Raw genomic sequence first — 20,570 nt, 5'->3', positions numbered from 1 at the left:
CTATGATAACATTGATTATAGCAAAAAACGCATCTTTCACTCGTGACTTTAAACGAGGTTACTATAAAAATAGTGCAACATTATTTCGTGTTACATATCCCGTTGCTGTAGGCAATTTATCCTACCTTTTAGCTAGTTTTGCATCAACAAACATCTATTCTAGTACAAATGAGATTAAAAAATTCAATGAAGCTATTCTTTTACCCCCCAATAAAACCGATAACGACTTAGTGGTATTAATCATGGGGGAAGCCTCATTAGTAACTCGATACAGCACCTATGGTTACCATAAACAAACAACGCCTTTTATGACCAATATTTTTAGCCAAAATGGTGCTTGTATTATTCAAAATAGCCACTCAGCAGCCGCTTTTACAAAGGATTCTTTACCATTAACTCTTTCATTTAATGTTCCAGAAAGCGATGATAATTTATTTAATAATAAGTCAATTATTGAAATGGCTAAATTCAATCATTACAAAACCTATTGGCTAGCCTCACCTGGTCAGGAGATTAAAAGTTCATTTGAAACTAAATATGGTTTTATTGCACGTAAGAGTGATGTTGTCGCTTTTGGTAAAAATACGCTTGATGTTTATTTAAGTCGGTTATTAGAGGATACGCTTCAAAAAGATAATTCACCGAAAAAATTCGTTTTCGTACATTTACAAGGCAGCCATCAACCTTATGAAAATTATGATGAAGTTGATAAGCAAGCTTTACCTGATGCTGAAAAATATGATCTGACCATCCATCACACGGATCGTACAGTGAAAGCGTTGTACGATGTTATTAACAAATACAGCCATAATTATACCTTAATTTATACCTCGGATCATGGCGAAATCGTTAATGTTGGGCATGGTGTAAGTAACACAAATGTTGACCAATTTTTAATTCCGTTTATGTTTATATCAACAAATGATCGCTATAACTGTCAATTTATAGAGTCATTTCGAAGTCCAACCGGTTATTTAAGTGGATTGATGAATAAATATATTTTATCTAATCTTTTGGGATATGATGTTGATCAAACTATTTTGAATAAAGAAAAAAATAACGATCGTGTTTTTATGCCTAATGGCAACGTTATGCCTTTTTTAAAAATTTCTAATGATGATTGATTGTTGCTATAACTTTTTTTGAAAAAGAAATAGCAATATCTACTATAAATTTTGTAGTATTGCGACTTTTTTTCTTATTAGTTATTAGTAATCAATGCGATAATAAAGTAAAGTTCTAATATTTACTAAGCTCTGACATTAATGTTGGTTTGAATTGAACAAGTTCAGCCAACATTTTTTATATATAATTAATAGGGCAAGAAACGTTTGGTCATATGTCATTCCCACCTCCTAATGTACAATAAATAATCACACATCCAACCACATAATAATTATATTTGAATAGCGCAATCTAATATCACACTGTAATAAGCCTAAAGTGGCAAGAGACCGTTTTATTAGTTAATTTCAACGAACTTTTTGTGGTATTAATGCCAATCATAAAATGATCTTAATACACAAACACTTCTTATCTTCTATCCTATTTGATGATAAAAAATAATTTATAACAACTCGAATGTTCTAAACACGCGCTATTCGCAATTAGCCATTTTATTTAATAACCGATTTTACTAATAACAGAAAAAGTGTGATTTAAATCACAAAAAACAAAAAATACCTAGGTTTAACTACGTGATATGCATCACATTTATCGATTATTTTTGATGAATTAAATAACTAAATCCTTCTACAATAATCACATAATAGTTATATCAATCAAGAAGGAAAGATTTATATTATGACAACCTCAAATATCAAATTGAAAGTTCAAAGCTTTGGGCGTTTCTTAAGTAATATGGTAATGCCAAATATCGGTGCGTTTATTGCTTGGGGATTTATTACTGCTATATTTATTCCAACAGGCTGGTATCCAAGCGAAACTATTGCCAAGCTAGTTAGTCCTATGATTACTTATTTATTACCACTTTTGATTGGTTATACTGGCGGTAAATTAATTCACGGAGAACGTGGCGCGGTTGTTGGTGCAATCACAACAATGGGGGTCATTGTTGGTTCAGATATTCCGATGTTTTTAGGGGCAATGATAGTTGGTCCTTTAGGTGGTTGGGTAATTAAACAATTTGATAAAGTTGTCGATGGCAAAATCAAAAGTGGCTTTGAAATGTTAGTGAATAACTTTTCTGCTGGTATTATTGGTATGCTTTTAGCATTACTTTCATTTTTTGCAATTGGCCCTTCTGTCGTTGTAGCATCAAGTAAATTAACTATTGCTGTTAATTTTTTGGTTGAACACAATTTATTGCCTTTAACCTCTATCATTATTGAGCCCGCTAAGATTCTTTTCTTAAATAACGCAATTAATCACGGCATATTCTCACCGTTAGGTATTCAACAAGCGGCTGAATATTCTCAATCGATTTTCTTTTTAATTGAAGCAAACCCTGGTCCTGGATTAGGGTTATTATTAGCCTATATGTTTTTTGGTAAAGGCTCAGCCAAAAGTTCAGCCAGTGGTGCAGCAATTATTCACTTTTTTGGTGGGATACACGAGATTTACTTTCCATATGTATTAATGAATCCTCGCCTTATTATTGCAGTGATTTTAGGTGGAATGACAGGCGTATTTACTTTAACACTATTTGGTGCAGGGTTAAGCTCACCAGCATCACCAGGTTCAATCATTGCCGTTCTTGCCGTAACGCCGAAATCATCAATGCTTGGTGTCATTTTTTCTGTCATTGCGGCAACAATGGTTACGTTTATCACTTCAGCTATTTTATTAAAGACAACCAAAGAAGCAGACAAAAGCTTTGAAGATGCAAAATCCAATATCTCTGCAATGAAAAGCGAAGCAAAAGGCATGATGAACGGCACACTTGACCTTGCGAAAGTGAAAAAAATCATTGTGGCTTGTGATGCAGGAATGGGCTCAAGTGCTATGGGTGCAGGAGTATTACGCAAAAAAGTTCAAGATGCCAATTTGGATATTTTTGTCACTAATTTAGCGATTAATAATCTTCCAAACGATGTTGATATCGTTATTACGCATAAAGACTTAACTGATCGAGCCAAACAACATGCGCCAAACGCACATCATATTTCATTAACTAACTTTTTAGATAGCCAACTATATAGCCAGCTCGTAGTTGATCTTTTAAGCTCGCAAAATTCTAGCATAGCAGAAGAAAAAGCAATACTTGTAAACAATACATCCACAGATAATACCCCGCTCTTTAAATTATCAGAAAAAAATATCTTTTTAGGGTTGACCGCTAAAAATAAAGAAGAAGCGATTCGTTTTGCAGGTCAACAGTTAGTCGATAATGGTTATGTGAAACCGGACTACATAGAAGCCATGATTGAACGTGAACAACTTACATCAACTTACCTTGGTGAATCAATTGCTGTTCCTCATGGTACGATTGAAGCAAAAGATGATGTCATTACAACAGGAATTGTATTTTGCCAATACCCTTCAGGTGTGCAATTTGGTCACGAAGAAGACGATAAAGCAAAAATCGTGATCGGTATTGCTGCTCGCAATAATGAACACCTTGATGTAATAGCAAAACTGACTAATGCATTAGATGATGAAACAATTATTGCCAAACTAGCGACAACAAATAACATTGAAGAAGTTTTAGCAATATTAAGCTAAACAATATTGATTAAATCCCGAAAATATGGGATTTAATTTCCTCTTTTTAAATTTAAACTCAAATAAAGGTTAATTATTATGCAAGCATTACATTTTGGCGCAGGTAACATTGGACGCGGTTTTATTGGTAAATTATTGTCAGATGCTGGTGTGCATGTTACGTTTGCCGATGTCAATCAACAAGTTATTGATGATATCGCTAAACGTCATGAGTATCCAGTTAATGTTGTTGGTGAGCAATCGACAACCGAAATAGTTAAAAATGTTGACGCAATTAATAGCACATCAAGTGAAGTTATCGACCATATAGCAAAAGTTGACTTACTAACAACAGCCGTAGGACCGCAAATTCTAGCACGCATTGCCGCCATCGTTGCACAAGGCATTATTGCTCGCCATAAGCAAGGTAATGCTAAACCGCTAAACATTATTGCTTGCGAAAATATGGTGAAAGGTACCCATCATTTTAAACAAGAAATTTTTAAAACATTACCCGTAGCGTTGCATGAATGGGTAAATACCCATATAGGTTTTGTGGATTCAGCGGTAGATCGCATTGTCCCACCAGCCACATCAAAAACAGGCGACATTTTAGAAGTAACGGTTGAAACATTTTCGGAATGGATCGTCGATGAAACACAGTTTATTGGCAAAATTCCACACATAAAAGGCATGGAGCCAGTAGATAATTTAATGGCATTTATTGAGCGCAAGCTATTTACTTTAAATACAGGCCATGCCATTACGGCTTATTTAGGGTTTTATCATAATATTGCAACGATTCGAGATGCTATTTTAGATGAACGCATTCGTTTAATCGTACGGGGAGCAATGGAAGAAAGCGGTCTAGTTCTTATCAAACGTTATAATTTCGATGATCAAAAACATATAGCCTATATCGAAAAAATCTTATCTCGTTTTGAAAATCCTTATTTACAAGATGATACAGCACGTGTGGGCCGTCAACCAATAAGAAAATTGGGCGTTAATGATCGTTTAATTAAACCATTACTTGGCACTTTTGAGTATCAAGTACAAAATACTAATTTATTGATTGGTATTGCCGCTGCGCTGAACTATCGTAATGATGACGATGAACAAGCCGTTGAACTTGCAGATCTTATTGCTAATAAAGGGGTAAAAGCCGCATTTACTGAAATTTCAGGTATTGAAAACAACAATATTATTGTTCAAAAGGTAGAAGAACTTTATACTGCAATGCAAAATCGTCAATTTGTATAAAAAAATGTCAGGAACGATATTACAAGAAGATACTATTTTAGAAAAACTCAACCAACAGGCTGATATTCACAGCTTGTTGGCTGTTGCAATTAATCTGATTAGTGATAGCGTTAACCATTTAATCCAAAAAGCCTTTCGTAAAGAACCGCACGCAATAAAATTTGTTATCCCCTCGTTAATGGGTAAAAATGGACCGTTGAATGATACCTCTGTTTGTTTAAAACTGTTATATGTGCTAGGTATTATTACACGCGAAGAGTTTGAAGATATTGAGCTACTCATGGCCATTTTAGATGAATTAGATAACGATGAAAAAAAATATACTTATCTTGATGATGAAATTTTAGGACCGATTAGCTTATTGCATGACATGGTTTTACCGCCTAATTGGGATCACAAGCAAGAGCATGAAAAAGCGGCAGGAATTGTAGATGGTTTAAAGTCATCTATGTATCAAAATCGTTATCAACAAATGATCCGCTCTGCATTAATCATCGCAATTACCGATCTCACTTTACGCATCAGTAATAAACAAAAATTAGATTACTTTCCATAACAATCGTTAATTGATATTAAGATTTTTATTTAATTTATAACATTTTTATATAAAAATTATTATGACAATGAAAACGAATTTGTATTTAATTCTACAAAAAAATCATAATCAAAATATATAACTTACCCTTTTGTTTAAACGCTTTTGTCAAAAGCTAATAAATTTTGATTAACAAAAATAGATATAAGCGTTGCCTTTATTTCCCACTATTGCAATTAGTCGGTATAATGCCTGCAATTTTATTGTAAAGTGGATTATACATGAAAACACTATTTGCTAGCACATCTCGCGGGCTTGAAGAGTTATTAAAAAAAGAGTTAGAACAAATAGGCTCACCTAACTGTAAAATTACCCAAGGTGGAGTTTATTTTGATGCTGATGAAAAAACATTATATCAATCATTATTATGGTCCCGTTTAGCCTCACGCATTTTGTTGCCAATAGCTGAATTTGATATTTATAGTGATTTAGATCTCTATTCTTGTGTATTTAATATTAAATGGACAGATATTTTTGCGGTCGATAACGCTTTTGTGATCAACTTTGTTGGCGTTAATGAATTTATTCGCAATAGTCAATATGGCGCACTTAAGATCAAAGATGCTATTGTTGATCACTTTTTACGCCATACTAACGAACGCCCCAATGTTGCTAAACAAGATCCAGATATTCGACTTCATGCGTATTTAAATAAGAACCGAGTCACCTTATCTTTAGATTTAAGTGGCAATAGCTTACATGAACGTGGTTATCGTCAGCAAACAGGGCAAGCACCATTAAAAGAAACCCTTGCTGCCGCCATTATTATGCGTTCAGGTTGGCTGAGTGATGAACCATTGCTTGACCCCATGTGTGGCTCAGGCACGCTACTGATTGAAGCCGCTATGATGGCATCAAAAATCCCACCGGGGTTACAACGCAAGCAATGGGGATTTTTTGCATGGAAAGGGTTTAATCCAACGCTATGGAATGAGTTATTATTTTCAGCAAAACATAATGCTCGTAAACCCAATATTCCTTTTATTGGTTACGATAATAATCCTACCGTACTTGAGCGAGCCAAACAAAATGCTATCCAAGCCGGTGTGGGCGATTTAATTACCTTTGCTTTACAAGATGTAACAAAACTTATTAATCCATTACCAATGCAAACAACAGGTATGATTATCAGTAATCCACCTTATGGCGAACGGCTAGAAAGTGAACCTGCACTTATTGCTTTACATACTGCTCTTGGTCAACAAATTAAACAACACTTTGGTGGTTGGCGATTATCACTATTTAGTGGTGCTCCGCAACTATTAGATTGTTTACAAATGCGAGCAGATAGACAATTTAAAGCCAAAAATGGTCCAATCGACTGTGTACAAAAAAATTATGCCATTGCTAAGCGTGATGCTCAACAACCTATCACGAACCCAACGGTGCCGGCTGCCGACTTTGCAAATCGGTTACGCAAAAATAAACAAAAACTGGAAAAATGGGCAGCTCAAGAACAACTTGAATGTTATCGGCTTTATGATGCAGATTTACCCGAATATAATGTTGCTATTGATCGTTATAAAGATAAAATAGTTATACAAGAATACGCCGCCCCTAAAAATATTGATCCACAAAAAACACGGCAACGGCTATTTGATATTATCAATGCCACCATGTCAGAACTTAACCTGACTGCCGATCAACTAGTATTAAAAACCCGAGAAAAACAAAAAGGTAAGCAACAATACCAAAAATTAGGGCAAAAGCAGGATTATTTTTTAGTCCATGAATACGCCATTAATCGCCAAAAAACCCAATTTTGGGTCAATATTACCGATTATTTAGATACAGGACTGTTTTTAGATCATCGCTTAGCACGCAAAATGATTGGTGAAATGAGTGCAGGTAAGGACTTTTTAAATCTATTTGCTTACACAGGGAGCGCAACTGTTTATGCAGGACTTGGTGGCGCTAAATCAACCACTACCGTTGATATGTCACGCACCTATTTAGAATGGGCAGATCGTAATTTAAAACAAAATGGTTTAACAGGTAAAAAGCACCGACTAATTCAGGCTGACTGTTTGCTTTATTTATCTCAATCCGATGAACAATTCGACTTAATTTTTATCGATCCGCCAACATTCTCGAATTCCAAACGTATGAATAATACCTTTGATGTGCAACGAGATCACCTAAAATTAATGGCGGATCTAAAACGCTTGCTAAAACCTAATGGCACTATCCTCTTTTCGAATAATAAACGTGGTTTTAAGATGGATAGCAGTGGTATGCAAGATCTAGGACTTACCTATCAAGAAATTACCAATAAAACACTTTCGCTTGATTTTAAACGCAACAAGCAAATCCACTGCTGTTTTATTGTAAAGCATCAATAATTAACCGCCTACACGGCGGTTAATCCAACAAAAAAATTTAAATAAAATCAATTGGTTTTCTGACGTTTTTTACAGCGGTAACCGTGCCTAAACAATGCAATATTGAACAATACATCACAAGCTAAATCTTTAAATCCTAGATTTGAATTATCATTACATATTGGCACTACGATATAAATAAAAATTATTTTATGGTTAGTTGCTCTTACGCATTAATTAGTTGTTTCTGTTACTACATATATCATAACGTCGCTCCTAAACCAAAATAAATCATTTTAATATTACCTTTCTATCTACAAAGTATTGCTCTATCTGTATTAAATCACCCGTTGTTGTTGCTGTGCGGCTGCCGTTTAAAGATTACGGTGAAATACAAAGTGCGTAGCCAATTTGTTCTGTTATTGGTTCTGAAAATATCAATCTATAAACATCAACTAAGTAGTAGTTATCATTCTTATGGCGATTATTCGACCAAAATTTTCTATAAATATGACGATCTAGCCTAAAAACATCAGAGCCCCATTCTGGAATGATTCCTCCTCCAAGTTGTACCTTAGAGAACCCTTCTTTGCCAGTAGGGTATCCTTGATGCCAATTTAGCTCAACATTTTTAACATTGGTTAATTCAGGTACAGTAGGAAGGCGGTACCCAATGCTTTCACAATACTCTCTACTTTCTTTAAATGTTCGTTTACCATCCTCTAATAAAATAAACCATTTGTTAATTGTAAAACTATATATAGGTTTAGTTTGCTCTTGATCAGCATAAATAATAAACGTTGTAGGAGAGAACGACGTATTTGGCTGTCCTGCTTTTGGTCCTAATAGCGTAATTGTCGCTTCATTAGGGTAATTTCCATAATATCTAAATTCTTCTGCTTTTCTAATAGTTAAATTAATAATTGAATCCTTAGGCTGCTTACTGTAGCTTAGTTCATGAGGAAAAGACCCTGCGACTGTTAAATTAAACGAAAATGAATCGCCTGCCGTGGTTGGAAAATTAGCTGAAGGGCTATTAATATTTTGAAGTTGATATCCTTTTTTTGCCCCTGACTCCCTATACAGATCGGACGCTACCCATTCATTACCTATATGCTCACTGTGTGGGGTTGGTTGAGTAAGTGGATATGCCCAACATGCATAAGGGTTGGAAACAGCAGGCTTAATATGTAAAACCAATCGATCCTCAAATGCCCATGGATCATCATTCCACTCATCTTCCGTGACAGTTGCTCCAAATGATCTTCTAGATGGCACACCAAACTTACTCAAAACTGAAGAAATGCTAGATAGTAAAACCATTCTATAGCTATAACGACAAGGATCAATAAGGTCACTACGTTTATAGCTGCGCTCTCCCCACTCGGCCAAATCATCACTACCATAATCATCTGCTTCATCAAATATTTTTAGCGAAACCATACCTGCACCACTCAGAATTTCATCGCCATCATCATCAAAAAAATATTGTCTATCATAACGGCTATTAAATTCTATTTGTTGCCCATTATCTTCTGCCCACTCGGGTATTGGATAATTTTTGGGGATAATCGAATTAATATCGGCAAACGTTTTAATCGATTCAGGTAACAAAATAGGGTTCTGTTGTGACGAAGTATTATTATCGAGTGTATATCGAAAAGTTTGATTACCAACTTGATAGCTCATCCAAAAAATATCATCAACGCCTAATATTTTAGTTTTCCCGCCATCAAAACTTAAATAAGGCGCAGTACCATTAATCACATTGGTAGTTTCGGCAACATGAATAACTTCTGAACTTAAGGCGATTGCTCTATTGACATAAGTCGTTAATAACAAGCTAATGCCAATAAATATTGGTGTTAATGAAAAAGACAACAATCTTGTCGTTTTAGAATAAAAGTCGAAAAGTATTTGTAGGTGAAAAACGCTTAAATTAGTTAATGTTTCTTTTATTTTTACCAATAATTTATGGCTGGCAACCAAACAACTATTCCTTAGCACGTTCTAAATCCTTTTCTACAACTTATATTTACTTTAATTCGAGCTTTTCTATTATTATATACCTATACGGGCACATGGGACGCCCTCCCTTGGCTCTCTTATGCCGATCATGCTTCGGTTTTCCAAGCTGGCCATTATCAAGCAAGTTACGATAATTACGCATTCTTTACCGATGACACAATTAAATACGGTCGCTTAACCATCCGTCCTGGAATACGTATTGATTATGATAATTTTATTAAAGACATCAACCTAGCACCAAGATTTGTGACGAGTTTAGACACCTTTGGTAACGGTAATACTGTATTAACTGCTGGGATCAACCGCTATTATGGCCGTACTATGATGGCCTATGCTTTATATGGTGCACAAAATGCGGGATTAAAGAACTGCTATTACTTTTGTACACCAGGACAAGTTGATGAAGATTGGATAAGCTCAACTGATTTCGAAGGGCTTAATTCACTTTCTACACCTTATAATGATGAAATTAGTTTAGGTTTTGAGCAGGTTATAAAAAACAGTCTATGGCAATTACAATATGTACATCGTGAAAGTTATGATGAAGTTCGCAGTCGCCCTAAATATGATAATGGTCGATCAAACATTCGAACCTTTGATAACTCTGGGCGCAGTACGCATGATACTTTGTCATTAGTGGTAAAAAATAGACTACCTATCGAATTTTATCACGCTGAACATACTGCATCAGCTTCAATCTCGTGGCAAAAAAGTGAAAGCAATACACCTAAAGAGCTAGGTTATGCACATTATGATCCCGCAAATAATGTTCGCCATGATAAAGTTTGGTATAACGGTAGAATAATTAAAGCATCTGATTTACCTGCAACCGATTTTAATATTCCCGTTAAGATCAATTTCGAACTGACAAGCAAAATTCCAGACTATGATTTAACGCTTTACAACTTACTACAATGGCAAAGCCCGCGAAATCAAGCGGTTCGTTATAGTAACCAATATCACACCGATCCAAATACGGGGGATAAAATGGCAAAATACGAAAAAGAACGCTTTGCCAGTACGCTTCGTTGGGATGCTAAACTCGGTTGGGCGCCAACTTTTGCTAAAGGTGCTAATTTTTCTGTAGAAATTAATAATATTTTAAATAAAAAAAATGTTACCGATCGTTATGTTTATGGTGCTGATGCGGCAGGTAATGACAGAATTGTCAATGCTTATGCTCCTGGTCGCCAATTTTGGATTCAAGTTGGTTATGACTTCTAATTTACATAAAACGTTATACTTTTTTCGCAATAATATAAATTTTACTGCCGCATAAACATGCAAAAAATTAAACAATTCTTATATTTAGTAAAGCCTTTTTGGTGTTCTTCAGCATCAAAAATGGCTTGGTTATTATTACTTAGTGTTATCGCTTTAAGTTTATCCACTGTATGGTTTAATGTTAAATTAAACCAATGGAATGGAGATTTTTATAATGCCCTACAGGCTTTAAACGAGCAAAATCTTTATCGTTTATTGGGCGATTTTATTATTCTTATTATTATGATGATTTTGGTCGTTGTGTACGCTGATTATTTACAAAAGAAGCTATTAATAATTTGGCGTTACCATATGACAGAAAAAATAACTAAGCAATGGTTATCCAAACATTCTCATCACTATCATCTTAAAATAAAACATATTGAACTTGATAACCCCGATCAACGTATTGCTGAAGATATCAATTTACTGATTAAACAATCACTAGATTTATTACTTTCATTTTTGCGTTCGTTTATGACATTAATCTCCTTTACTGCCATTTTATGGACACTATCTGGTGCTATTTCCTTTACCTTACTATCGATAGATATTCATATCCCTGGTTATATGGTTTTTGCTTGCGCTATCTATACATTATTAGGAATTATTTGCACTCATGCTATAGGTAAACCTTTACATAAAATTAATATCGAAAAACAGCAAAGCGAAGCTAATTACCGAGCTACATTGATTCATTGTTACCAATCTAGCGAAGCAATCGCTGGCCAACATGGTGAAAAACAAGAAACGACTAGGTTAAAAAACAAATTTACAACCATTATTCATAATTGGCAAAATTTGATGAATTATGAAAGAAATCTTTCATTTTTTAGTGTAGGTTACCAACAAGTATCTTCTTTAGCGCCGATTTTTTTTGCATTACCTGCTTTTATTGCTGGCTTAATTAATTTAGGTGGCTTGATGCAAATTCGACAAGCATTTATGCAGGTTTCCTCGGCATTAAGTTGGTTTATTTATGCATATCGAGATATTGCAATTTGGCAAGCGACAGTAACAAGGCTTTATCATTTCGTTCGGCTTTTAGATGAATTACCTGAAAATACAATTACTCAAACTACCCATAATGATACGCTACTTGATGCGCAGGTAATATTAAAAAGTGCAGATAATCAGCAAGTCCTATTATCGACTCATATCCAGTTAACTAAAGGCGATACGTTATTGGTTCAAGGACGTTCGGGTATAGGTAAATCAACACTATTAAAAACCATTAGTGGTTTTTGGACAAATTATCAAGGTATTATTCAACGTACAGATAATTATCTGTGGATCCCACAAAAAATACGCCTTAGTTACGATAGGTTGGATAATTTATTGGCTTACCCTGCTTGCTCAAAAAACTTTACACAACAAAAGTTGCTTGAAACATTATCATTAGTTGGGCTAGATAAATTGAGTCATGAGCTAGAAACCGAAAGTGATTGGGGGAACCGTTTATCAGGTGGTGAACAACAACGTTTAATGTTTGCTAGGGTGTTGCTTAACAAACCCGAACTAATCTTGTTAGATGAAGTAACTTCGGCATTGGATTTACCAAGTGTCTATCAACTTATTTCGCTATTACAGAAAAAATTACCAGAAAGCGCGATGATCTTTATTTCTCATCAACCAATACAAAATCATGTTAAACAAGTCATCAATTTAGATGATACGGCTATTTCACCAATACAAAAATTGGCACAGCAAAATGCCGAGTTTGAGACTGTGTTTATATCTAAGGTTTAAATTCGATGTTAAAAAATTTTTTATACTATATTTTCTTTTCCCTATTGCTTAGTTTTCCCCATTTATGCTGGTCAAATACGCTAATTGAATCCAATCCTACGATAGAAACTTATCAATTAGACAACGGATTAACTGTCTATCTACAACCTCGCTCAAAAGCAGGATTAGAGTTAAGATTAATTGTGCACAGTGGCTCATTGCAAGAAAATGAAAATCAACTAGGCTTAGCTCACTTTGTTGAACACATGGCATTTAAGAGAACAAAAAATTTTCCTAATAAATCTAGTTTTAAATCGCTAGAAGAATATGGAATCCATTTGGGAACTCACATTAATGCCGCCACCAGCTTTAATTCAACGGTATATCGCTTATCGTTACCTGCTAGTGAAGCTCTACAATTAGAAAAAGGATTAACCGTATTATCAGATTGGGCTTATCATATTTCATTTGAACAACAAGTTTATGAAAGTGAACGCGATGTTATCATTGAAGAGTGGCGCTTACGGCAAGGCGTGGCTTACCGCATTAATACCCTCTTAGATGAACTACGTTATCATGGAAGTTTATACGCTAATCGAGCTCCAATTGGTTCGTTAGATATCATAAAAAACGCACCGGTTCAGGAAGCAAAAACGTTCTATAACAATTGGTATCAGCCACAAAGAATGAGCTTAGTTGCAGTAGGAAATTTTGATACTAAATCAGCTAAACAATGGATTAATACACTTTTTGGTCAGCGTTCACGAGGTGATGCACCAGTTGATATTCCACAATTAAGATCTTTTTCACCACAAAACGAGCCACTAGTTAAAGTTATCCTTGATCGCGAACAAGGGCAACGACTAATACAAATCGCATTACAACGTGATTTACCCACAGCTTTAAATACACCTCAAGGAATAAAAGAAGATATTTTTGATTTAGTCTGGCTAACGTTACTTAATCATCGGCTATCATTGTTAGTAGAAAATCAAATATTGCCTAGCGCTCAAATTAATCAACAAGGTATTTTATTTGATAACAAACGTATGCAATACCTTCTTTTTGCACAGCCAAAAGATCAACAGTATTTAGAGACAATGAGGCATCTGTTTTCCGAAGTACAACGTATGTCAAAGCCCTGTATCAGAAATAGAATTGCAACAAGTTAAAAACCAAATTTTAACAAAATTAAAACAACAGGCAGAAAATGAAATTAACTATCAAAATGATTATTTAGCTAATCAATTAGTTAACAATATTACAAATAGTTTGCCTATACAAAATAAAACACAACAATTAACTCAAACAACACAAATATTAAAAACACTTAATGCAAGCGATCTGCAAAAAATAGTGGGTGAGCGACTAAACAGCGCTAATTTACGGATTGCAGTTATTGGTCCAGATAGTGATCAAAATTCGGTTAATGCCGAGCAAATCAAACAATTATGGCAAACGATTAGACAAACTCAGTTAGGAAAGTTTCCATTTAAGAAAGAAGAAGTTAATCTTGATATCAAGCCTGCATTACAAGGAAAAATTACAGCAACCCACAATATTAGTGAAATCAATGCATATGAATGGCAATTAAGCAATGGGCTTCGAGTTATTGCACGCCCTGATAATACTTTATCAGGTGATGTTGAAATGTTATTACAGATCCCTGGGGGATTATCTCTTGATAGCGATCAACAATTAGGTATTATGCGTTGGTCACAAAGATTGGCGGAAGATAGTGGTTATGGAACGTATACTTCAGCAAAATTAAACCAATTTAGCCGGCAACACCAAGTTAGTGTTTCCCCTTATGCCGAACTGCTTTATCATGGTTTACGCGGAAAGGCACCGAATGATCAATTAGCATCATTATTTAAATTATTTTATTTGAAATTAACCGCCGCTAATTTTGACCCCCAACAATTAGCCCAAACCAAACAACAATTAAGCTTAGCTTATTCCAAACAACCTGTTGAAAGGCAATTTTTAGACTTAATCAATCAAAATGCCTTTAATCATGGTGATCGTTTGTTAGTTTCACCTGATGGTGCTTGGAGGGATTTTTCAGCAGATCAACTGAAGCAAAACTATTTACGTGCATTTGCTTTATCACCATCGGCCAATATTATTATTTCTGGACGTTTTAATATTGATGAAATTAAACCATTAGTTGAATATTGGTTTGCGGGTCTACCTACTACTGATAAAAAAGACGGATGGGTAGATAACGGTATCATACCAATTCATCAATCAATGCAAAAAACATACCCTATGGCTAGTAGCGATAAATCGATGGTTAGTATACTTTACTCAGCGCAAAAACCATGGCAGCTACGTGATCAACTTAGTCTTGAACTTATTGACTATATTATTAATTTAAGGTTACGTTATTATGTTAGAGAGCAGGCCTCTGGCGTCTATACCATTATTTTTTCGCAGCAACTGATCAAATATCCGACTTCCTATTATTTAGCGAGGCTAAACTTTACGACAGCCCCTGACAAAGCCCATGCTATAACGGTGTTGGCAGATGAGGTAATTCAATCTGTAGCGCGTAATGGCGTGACTTTAGATGAGTTACAGCAAGCAAAGAAATCATGGTTACTTAATTACCAAGAAAAAAAGGCCAGTTCTACTTATTGGTTAACCGCAATGGCACAAACTGCAGCTGATGGTAGCCATTTTGATGAGTTAAATATGCCAGCCAATCTCATTGAAGCCATTACATTGCAAGATACAAACCATTTAGCTACACAATTATTAGGTAAAAATCCAAAAATTTTCACTTTATTACCTAAAAAGGCCGATAATTCGAATCAATAAAATTATCAATTTAGTCAGGAATCAAAAGTAATAAACTAGCTAGCATATAGAGTATTACTTTTAGTTTCCTGATTTTACTGTATGGGTAAATTTACATTCCGATACGACTCAAAAATATAGAGCCATTTTGTGTTTAGCTATTGCTCAAACTGATAAAATTAAAAATTAGCACATAAATACGCCATAATGAGTTCACACTTGGTATAGAAAATTACGCTACATGTATTCAATAGGAAGCAAATATGATTTATGTGCCTTATTGGGTTGTTAGGCGTTATAGTTAATTATTCTTTGGTAATGAACGGCTTCTTTTCATTTATGGATACAATTAACTTGTCTTGTTTTGCCTTTTTTCGTATTCAAATCCTCTTTTATTTTTATCATCAAACATTATCTACTCTTCACGATATTATTTTTTTGGGAAAGGCAAGCTATACCAGCTATATCTCTATGTGAATATTAATACGGCATTCGTTAGCATATTGAGTCTGGGTAATATCGAGATATGATTACCCAGTAATAGATTTATTGTAAATAGTTATCTACGTAAATGATAATCACTGCTAACATGCAGTGATATTGATTATATTTAAATTAAATAATTTCCAACTCTTTTAACGATAGTTTTATAAATGCATAAAAAATAGGTGCAAAGATTAAACCAATCACACCAAAAAGTGTTTCTAAAAATAGCATCGCAATTAATAATTCACAGATGCCTGCATGAATTTTTGTTCCAACTATTTTGGCATTAAGTACATATTCCATTTTATGAATTAAAATTAAATAAACAATAATCGCCATCGCAACAGTGAATGATACTGTAAATGCAACAAAAAAGATTAATGCGTTAACAATTAAGTTTCCAATAATTGGAATAAGTCCAAAAACAAATGTGGCTAAGACTAAACTTTTGCTAAACGGTAAATGAATACCAAACATAGGCAGAATAATAAATAACAAAATAGACGTCATTATTGTATTAAATAATGCAATCACAACTTGTGACATAGCAACATACTGGAATACGACAACTAATCGGTTTAAACTTGCTTTTAAGGCTTTAGTTAGTGGTCTTTGTGCAACTTTGTTGTCATCAACGTTACGTTGATTTTCTTTATAACCAAGAATTAACCCAATTATCATTCCCACAATTAATATGATTAAATCGTGAAATACTTTTTTAATGATAGATTGTAGATAGAATATATGATCTTTAAGATAAACCATTATCGTGGATTTAACTTCATCTAAATCATCTGGCAAATAATGAGTAATACTCGATGGAAGACTGTTTATTACATTGTTTACCACTAATTTCATATTTGTTAACGTTTCGGTAGGATGCTTAGCCATGTCAACAAACCAAGCAAATAAATACCAAAAACCACCAATAAAAATACCAATAATCAGAGTCGTTAGGACTAATACCGAAACTAATTTTGATCGATGGCTAAAGCGCATCATTTTTCGCGATAAGAAATCATCTAATTTCTGAGTTAAGGTATAAGTTAATAAACCTGCAATCACTGCAGGCATTAAATGAACTTGCATTAAAATAATGAAAAAAACAGAAAATAATGTAAGACAAAAAAGTCCTAATTTTTGATTATTATCAAGTATCATGGTAATTAATTCCTTTCAATAAATAGCCGATTAACTATTAATTTTTAACCTTAAATATTAACATATTCTTTTTTTTGCTATTTGTGCTAAAAAAAATCGATAAAATCAAGGCGATTTAAAATAATTCTAAAATGTACTTCAAAGCATAGCATTAAGTTCAAAAAAAAAGCGATTATAACAGAGGATAAATTATACGTCTGCTTTTTTGCTATAGTTAAATACACCATCCTTGTACAAAATGGCATTGTATAACGATACGGTGGAAAGACTATGTGAGAATGTTGTAGCAACCTTATATTTACTCTATGATAAATATTGATTTATGTAGATAATAAATATGTTATCTACATAATATGGTTACTCTATTTTTTCATGAAATCCTTTGCCATAAAAAACTAAACTACTGTTACCTCTTGGTACTGAGTAATGAAATTGCTGGCGTATAGTTTTATTCTGCTGATGTAAATTATTTTCATATTCAGCAAGTTTATGCACCAATAATAATTTCGCTAATCGCTTATTGGCATGTTGGCTTCGTTCGGTCTGTACTTTGACACTAATACCCGTTGCGATATGTGTTGCACGAACGGCAGATTCGGTTTTGTTGACATGCTGGCCACCAGCGCCCGATGATTTCATCGTCGTAAATTCAATAGTACTATCCATTATTTGTGAAGGGTTTTGTAAGCAGGTAATGCCTATAAACCAATTTTTACGTTTATGTGCTGGTCGATATGGGCTTTGGCAAATCCATTGTACGGTTCCAAGCCAACGCTGTATTAATTGATCACACTGTAAGCCTTCAATTGAAATAAGCACTGAACGGAAAGTATTGGGCTTATCGCCCAATACGCTTTCGACTATTTCGGTTGTTACTGATAATTTACTTGCTTCATTTAGAAATTGCGTTACGGCTTTCGCAACAGCTAAAGTGCATTCAGCAGGCCCTTTGGCAGATGAAAAAAAGAGCAATACCATTAATGACCTCCTTGTGTTTTATAATTCAATATTGGAGTAAGTTGTGCGATCACTTTAACAATGTTTGCTTGTTGCATCGATTCAATTACACTCTCAATTGATTTATAAGCTTGTGGCGCCTCTTCAAAAATTAAGCTGCTATCTTCACAAATGACACGGCTCCCCAATTTGGTTCGTTTAAGTTCTTGCATTGAATAGCGGTTATCTAACTTGCCTTTACAGTCGGCCCGACGCCATTTACGCCCCGCACCATGGGCTAATGACATAAGAAGATTTTCATGCTGTATTGGCTTAACTAAATAACTATAATCCCCACGCGATCCGGGTACAATCACTAATTCATCTGTTGCTGAAGAGGCGCCTTTACGATGCAACCAATACGTCTGACCACTCAACATGACTTTTTCGAGAAAATTATGACAACCATTTAGCACTTCAACCCCTTGTGTATTTAGGTTTGCCATTAATCTTTCAGCGACAACTTGACGATTTAATCTGGCAAATGCTATTGCGTTATCGTGCTTAGCTAGATAGTCTAATGCTTCAGGACTGTTTTCAAGTAAACCTTGATTACCAAAACGCGATAATTGATTTTGTAAAATCGCATGACCTAATCCTCTTGAACCACTGTGCACTAATAAAAACAACTTCTTAGCATTGAGTTGGTAATCATTAAATAACGACTCATCACAAATTTTACTGACCTTTTGTAATTCAGCAAAATGGTTACCACCACCAATTGTACCAAGATTGTATTTATGATGAGTATTTGACTGATCAATATTACCAATTTGCCGTTCCAATTTATCAATACTCAATTTAGCTATATTGATTTCAGTTTGCCAAAAACCCATACCACAACCAATATCACTGCCAATTAAAGTTGGGTAGATGATTTCACGGCTTAAATAAGCAGCGCCAATAGGGTAGCCTTTTCCCGGATGAAGATCTGGCATGCCCACAACTTTAACCATATTCGGCAAATTAGCGGTTGCCAGTAGCTGTTCAATAGCCACGCCTTCAATCCATGTGTTTTTTGATGCAATATATGATGCTTTGTCAGATAGCACCTGTATAGAATTGTCCATATATCAATCCATATTAATCAATATTATTGTTATACCCTGATGATGTATAAAGACAAATTTTTTGAATAAATTACATGTAAAAAACGTTATAAATTAAAATAATACATATAAAATTCAGCTTTGCACTTAACATTGATTTGATCACAACAGTTAATTATTGTTAATCCAAAACAACGCTTACTTTAACAATGTAAAGCAAAATTATCTTTAAGTATTGGGTATAGGTTATATTGGCAGGCTAAGATCAGCAGAATGAATTGAAGTAAAAATGAGAAGTGTTACTACTTAATTATTTTGCGATAAGCCTGCAAAGGTTAGTTAAACAAATCATAATCAATTCTCCTTTGCAGTTAATAATGGTGAGTATCATAGTTATTTTTTTATAAGATGTAAATAGTAGGCGTGAAGAATTTTAATTAATAAAACAACATAAAAAGTAAAATTTTAGCCTTTTATCCTTGAGATAAAAATAGGAAGAACACTTGTCTGTAAGCTCTCGAGGCATAAAACCGTTTAAAATGATTTTACTCTTTTTAAAAGAGGTTATTTCGCAACCTCTTTTTCGATTTTTTGAAAATGATCAAGGACTATTATTTGATCACATAAAAGTTAACATCGCGAGTATCTCGAAGAGCATCAACGAATTTCCCCAATTCTTTACTGTAACTTTTCTCAGGATCGTTTTCTTCTGTACATTTTTCTTTTGAGCGATAACTTTTAGCCATTGCATCATTTGATGCCAAATTGTCGTATGGTTTTTTAAAATCACTACCTTTTAATGTCATAAGGTGATTCCAGTCATTTAATAGGCTTTCCATATATTGACGACCTGCTTCGCATTTTATGTTATTTAAGTCAATCTTAGGAATAACATATTGGCTTATCTCACTGAACTTTTTAGGATTGTAAGGGAAGCTAATGTCTTCTTTTTCATCTTCTTTTAAGAATTCAATAAAGTCGCTTTCACGATATAATTTTCTAAAACGTTCTTGATAAGATTGGTTTTTCTTCAATTTTAGGTCTTGGGTTATTTCTTTTGGAAAAGGTTGATCATAAGAATAATCCCAATGATATTGGCTGTGTTCAATAAATACATCATTGATTAATTTTGCTGGCAATTCTATTTCTTGCGCTTTACCATCAATAATGGCTGGAATGTTATTGATTTCTCTTTTTTCTCTTAAAATCTTTTCG

General features: G+C 34.2%; 14 protein-coding genes. 9 read left to right on the top strand and 5 right to left on the bottom strand.

Annotated elements, in window-relative coordinates; translation table 11 throughout:
• The 5 genes from A9G30_RS11555 to rlmKL all read left to right on the top strand — a co-directional run.
• The coding region (locus tag A9G30_RS11555; protein ID WP_065589052.1) for a sulfatase-like hydrolase/transferase at positions 1 to 1,124 on the top strand (1,124 nt) is incomplete at its 5' end.
• A 679-nt stretch (positions 1,125 to 1,803) separates the two neighbouring features.
• Positions 1,804 to 3,684: a PTS mannitol transporter subunit IICBA gene (locus A9G30_RS11550; protein WP_065589051.1), complete on the top strand. Its 1,881-nt coding sequence runs from the start codon at positions 1,804 to 1,806 to the stop codon at positions 3,682 to 3,684.
• Between the two features lie 78 nt (positions 3,685 to 3,762).
• Positions 3,763 to 4,926 carry a mannitol-1-phosphate 5-dehydrogenase gene (locus tag A9G30_RS11545; protein ID WP_065589050.1) on the top strand — a complete coding sequence of 388 codons (1,164 nt, stop codon included), beginning with the start codon at positions 3,763 to 3,765 and terminating at the stop codon, positions 4,924 to 4,926.
• Positions 4,927 to 4,930: 4 nt separating this feature from the next.
• On the top strand, positions 4,931 to 5,482 hold the full coding sequence (locus tag A9G30_RS11540) for an MltR family transcriptional regulator (protein ID WP_065567971.1): 552 nt from the start codon (positions 4,931 to 4,933) through the stop codon (positions 5,480 to 5,482).
• Between the two features lie 260 nt (positions 5,483 to 5,742).
• A complete protein-coding gene (rlmKL, locus tag A9G30_RS11535; protein WP_065589049.1) occupies positions 5,743 to 7,863 on the top strand; it encodes a bifunctional 23S rRNA (guanine(2069)-N(7))-methyltransferase RlmK/23S rRNA (guanine(2445)-N(2))-methyltransferase RlmL in 2,121 nt (706 codons plus the stop codon).
• Positions 7,864 to 8,223: 360 nt separating this feature from the next.
• Here the strand turns inward: rlmKL and A9G30_RS11530 are convergent, their stop codons facing one another.
• Entirely contained in the window at positions 8,224 to 9,831 is a 1,608-nt protein-coding gene (locus tag A9G30_RS11530) for a hypothetical protein (RefSeq protein ID WP_065589048.1), read from the bottom strand.
• Between the two features lie 285 nt (positions 9,832 to 10,116).
• Here A9G30_RS11530 and A9G30_RS11525 point away from each other — a divergent pair, with 285 nt between their 5' ends.
• Genes A9G30_RS11525 through A9G30_RS12550 form a run of 4 tightly spaced genes read left to right on the top strand, consistent with a single transcriptional unit; the run spans position 10,117 to position 15,684 of the window.
• On the top strand, positions 10,117 to 11,094 hold the full coding sequence (locus tag A9G30_RS11525) for a hypothetical protein (protein WP_065589047.1): 978 nt from the start codon (positions 10,117 to 10,119) through the stop codon (positions 11,092 to 11,094).
• A 57-nt stretch (positions 11,095 to 11,151) separates the two neighbouring features.
• Positions 11,152 to 12,882 carry an ABC transporter ATP-binding protein/permease gene (locus A9G30_RS11520; RefSeq protein WP_065589046.1) on the top strand — a complete coding sequence of 577 codons (1,731 nt, stop codon included), beginning with the start codon at positions 11,152 to 11,154 and terminating at the stop codon, positions 12,880 to 12,882.
• Positions 12,883 to 12,887: 5 nt separating this feature from the next.
• Positions 12,888 to 14,033, top strand: coding sequence for a M16 family metallopeptidase (locus A9G30_RS12555; protein ID WP_081295840.1), 1,146 nt, complete (start codon positions 12,888 to 12,890; stop codon positions 14,031 to 14,033).
• Positions 14,020 to 15,684, top strand: coding sequence for a M16 family metallopeptidase (locus A9G30_RS12550; RefSeq protein ID WP_081295839.1), 1,665 nt, complete (start codon positions 14,020 to 14,022; stop codon positions 15,682 to 15,684). Before A9G30_RS12555 ends, A9G30_RS12550 begins: the two co-directional genes overlap by 14 nt.
• A gap of 594 nt (positions 15,685 to 16,278) precedes the next feature.
• Here the strand turns inward: A9G30_RS12550 and A9G30_RS11510 are convergent.
• The 4 genes from A9G30_RS11510 to A9G30_RS13075 form a co-directional block, all read right to left on the bottom strand.
• Positions 16,279 to 17,310 (bottom strand): AI-2E family transporter, encoded by a 1,032-nt coding sequence (locus A9G30_RS11510; RefSeq protein WP_065589045.1) that lies wholly within the window; start codon positions 17,308 to 17,310, stop codon positions 16,279 to 16,281.
• Between the two features lie 357 nt (positions 17,311 to 17,667).
• Positions 17,668 to 18,288, bottom strand: coding sequence for a peptide chain release factor H (gene prfH, locus A9G30_RS11505; RefSeq protein WP_065589044.1), 621 nt, complete (start codon positions 18,286 to 18,288; stop codon positions 17,668 to 17,670).
• Positions 18,288 to 19,376, bottom strand: a complete 1,089-nt coding sequence (locus A9G30_RS11500) for an RNA ligase RtcB family protein (RefSeq protein ID WP_065580528.1) — start codon at positions 19,374 to 19,376, stop codon at positions 18,288 to 18,290. Before A9G30_RS11500 ends, prfH begins: the two co-directional genes overlap by 1 nt.
• A gap of 590 nt (positions 19,377 to 19,966) precedes the next feature.
• Positions 19,967 to 20,570: hypothetical protein (locus A9G30_RS13075; RefSeq protein ID WP_176700911.1), on the bottom strand; the 604-nt coding region annotated here is incomplete at its 5' end.

This window comes from Gilliamella sp. Fer4-1 (assembly GCF_001690515.1).
Classification (GTDB): domain Bacteria; phylum Pseudomonadota; class Gammaproteobacteria; order Enterobacterales; family Orbaceae; genus Gilliamella; species Gilliamella apicola_C.
Note: the sequence above shows the minus strand (reverse complement) of the source record. Positions and strands in the feature narration are given on the sequence as shown.

What these genes read in the sequence shown, in the direction of transcription:
- A9G30_RS11550 (WP_065589051.1), top strand. Translation starts at nt 1,804, where the DNA reads ATGACAACCTCAAATATCAAATTGAAAGTTCAAAGCTTTGGGCGTTTC.
- A9G30_RS11545 (WP_065589050.1), top strand. Translation starts at nt 3,763, where the DNA reads ATGCAAGCATTACATTTTGGCGCAGGTAACATTGGACGCGGTTTTATT.
- A9G30_RS11540 (WP_065567971.1), top strand. Translation starts at nt 4,931, where the DNA reads ATGTCAGGAACGATATTACAAGAAGATACTATTTTAGAAAAACTCAAC.
- rlmKL (WP_065589049.1), top strand. Translation starts at nt 5,743, where the DNA reads ATGAAAACACTATTTGCTAGCACATCTCGCGGGCTTGAAGAGTTATTA.
- A9G30_RS11520 (WP_065589046.1), top strand. Translation starts at nt 11,152, where the DNA reads ATGCAAAAAATTAAACAATTCTTATATTTAGTAAAGCCTTTTTGGTGT.
- A9G30_RS12555 (WP_081295840.1), top strand. Translation starts at nt 12,888, where the DNA reads ATGTTAAAAAATTTTTTATACTATATTTTCTTTTCCCTATTGCTTAGT.
- A9G30_RS11510 (WP_065589045.1), bottom strand. Translation starts at nt 17,310, where the DNA reads ATGATACTTGATAATAATCAAAAATTAGGACTTTTTTGTCTTACATTA.
- prfH (WP_065589044.1), bottom strand. Translation starts at nt 18,288, where the DNA reads ATGGTATTGCTCTTTTTTTCATCTGCCAAAGGGCCTGCTGAATGCACT.
- A9G30_RS11500 (WP_065580528.1), bottom strand. Translation starts at nt 19,376, where the DNA reads ATGGACAATTCTATACAGGTGCTATCTGACAAAGCATCATATATTGCA.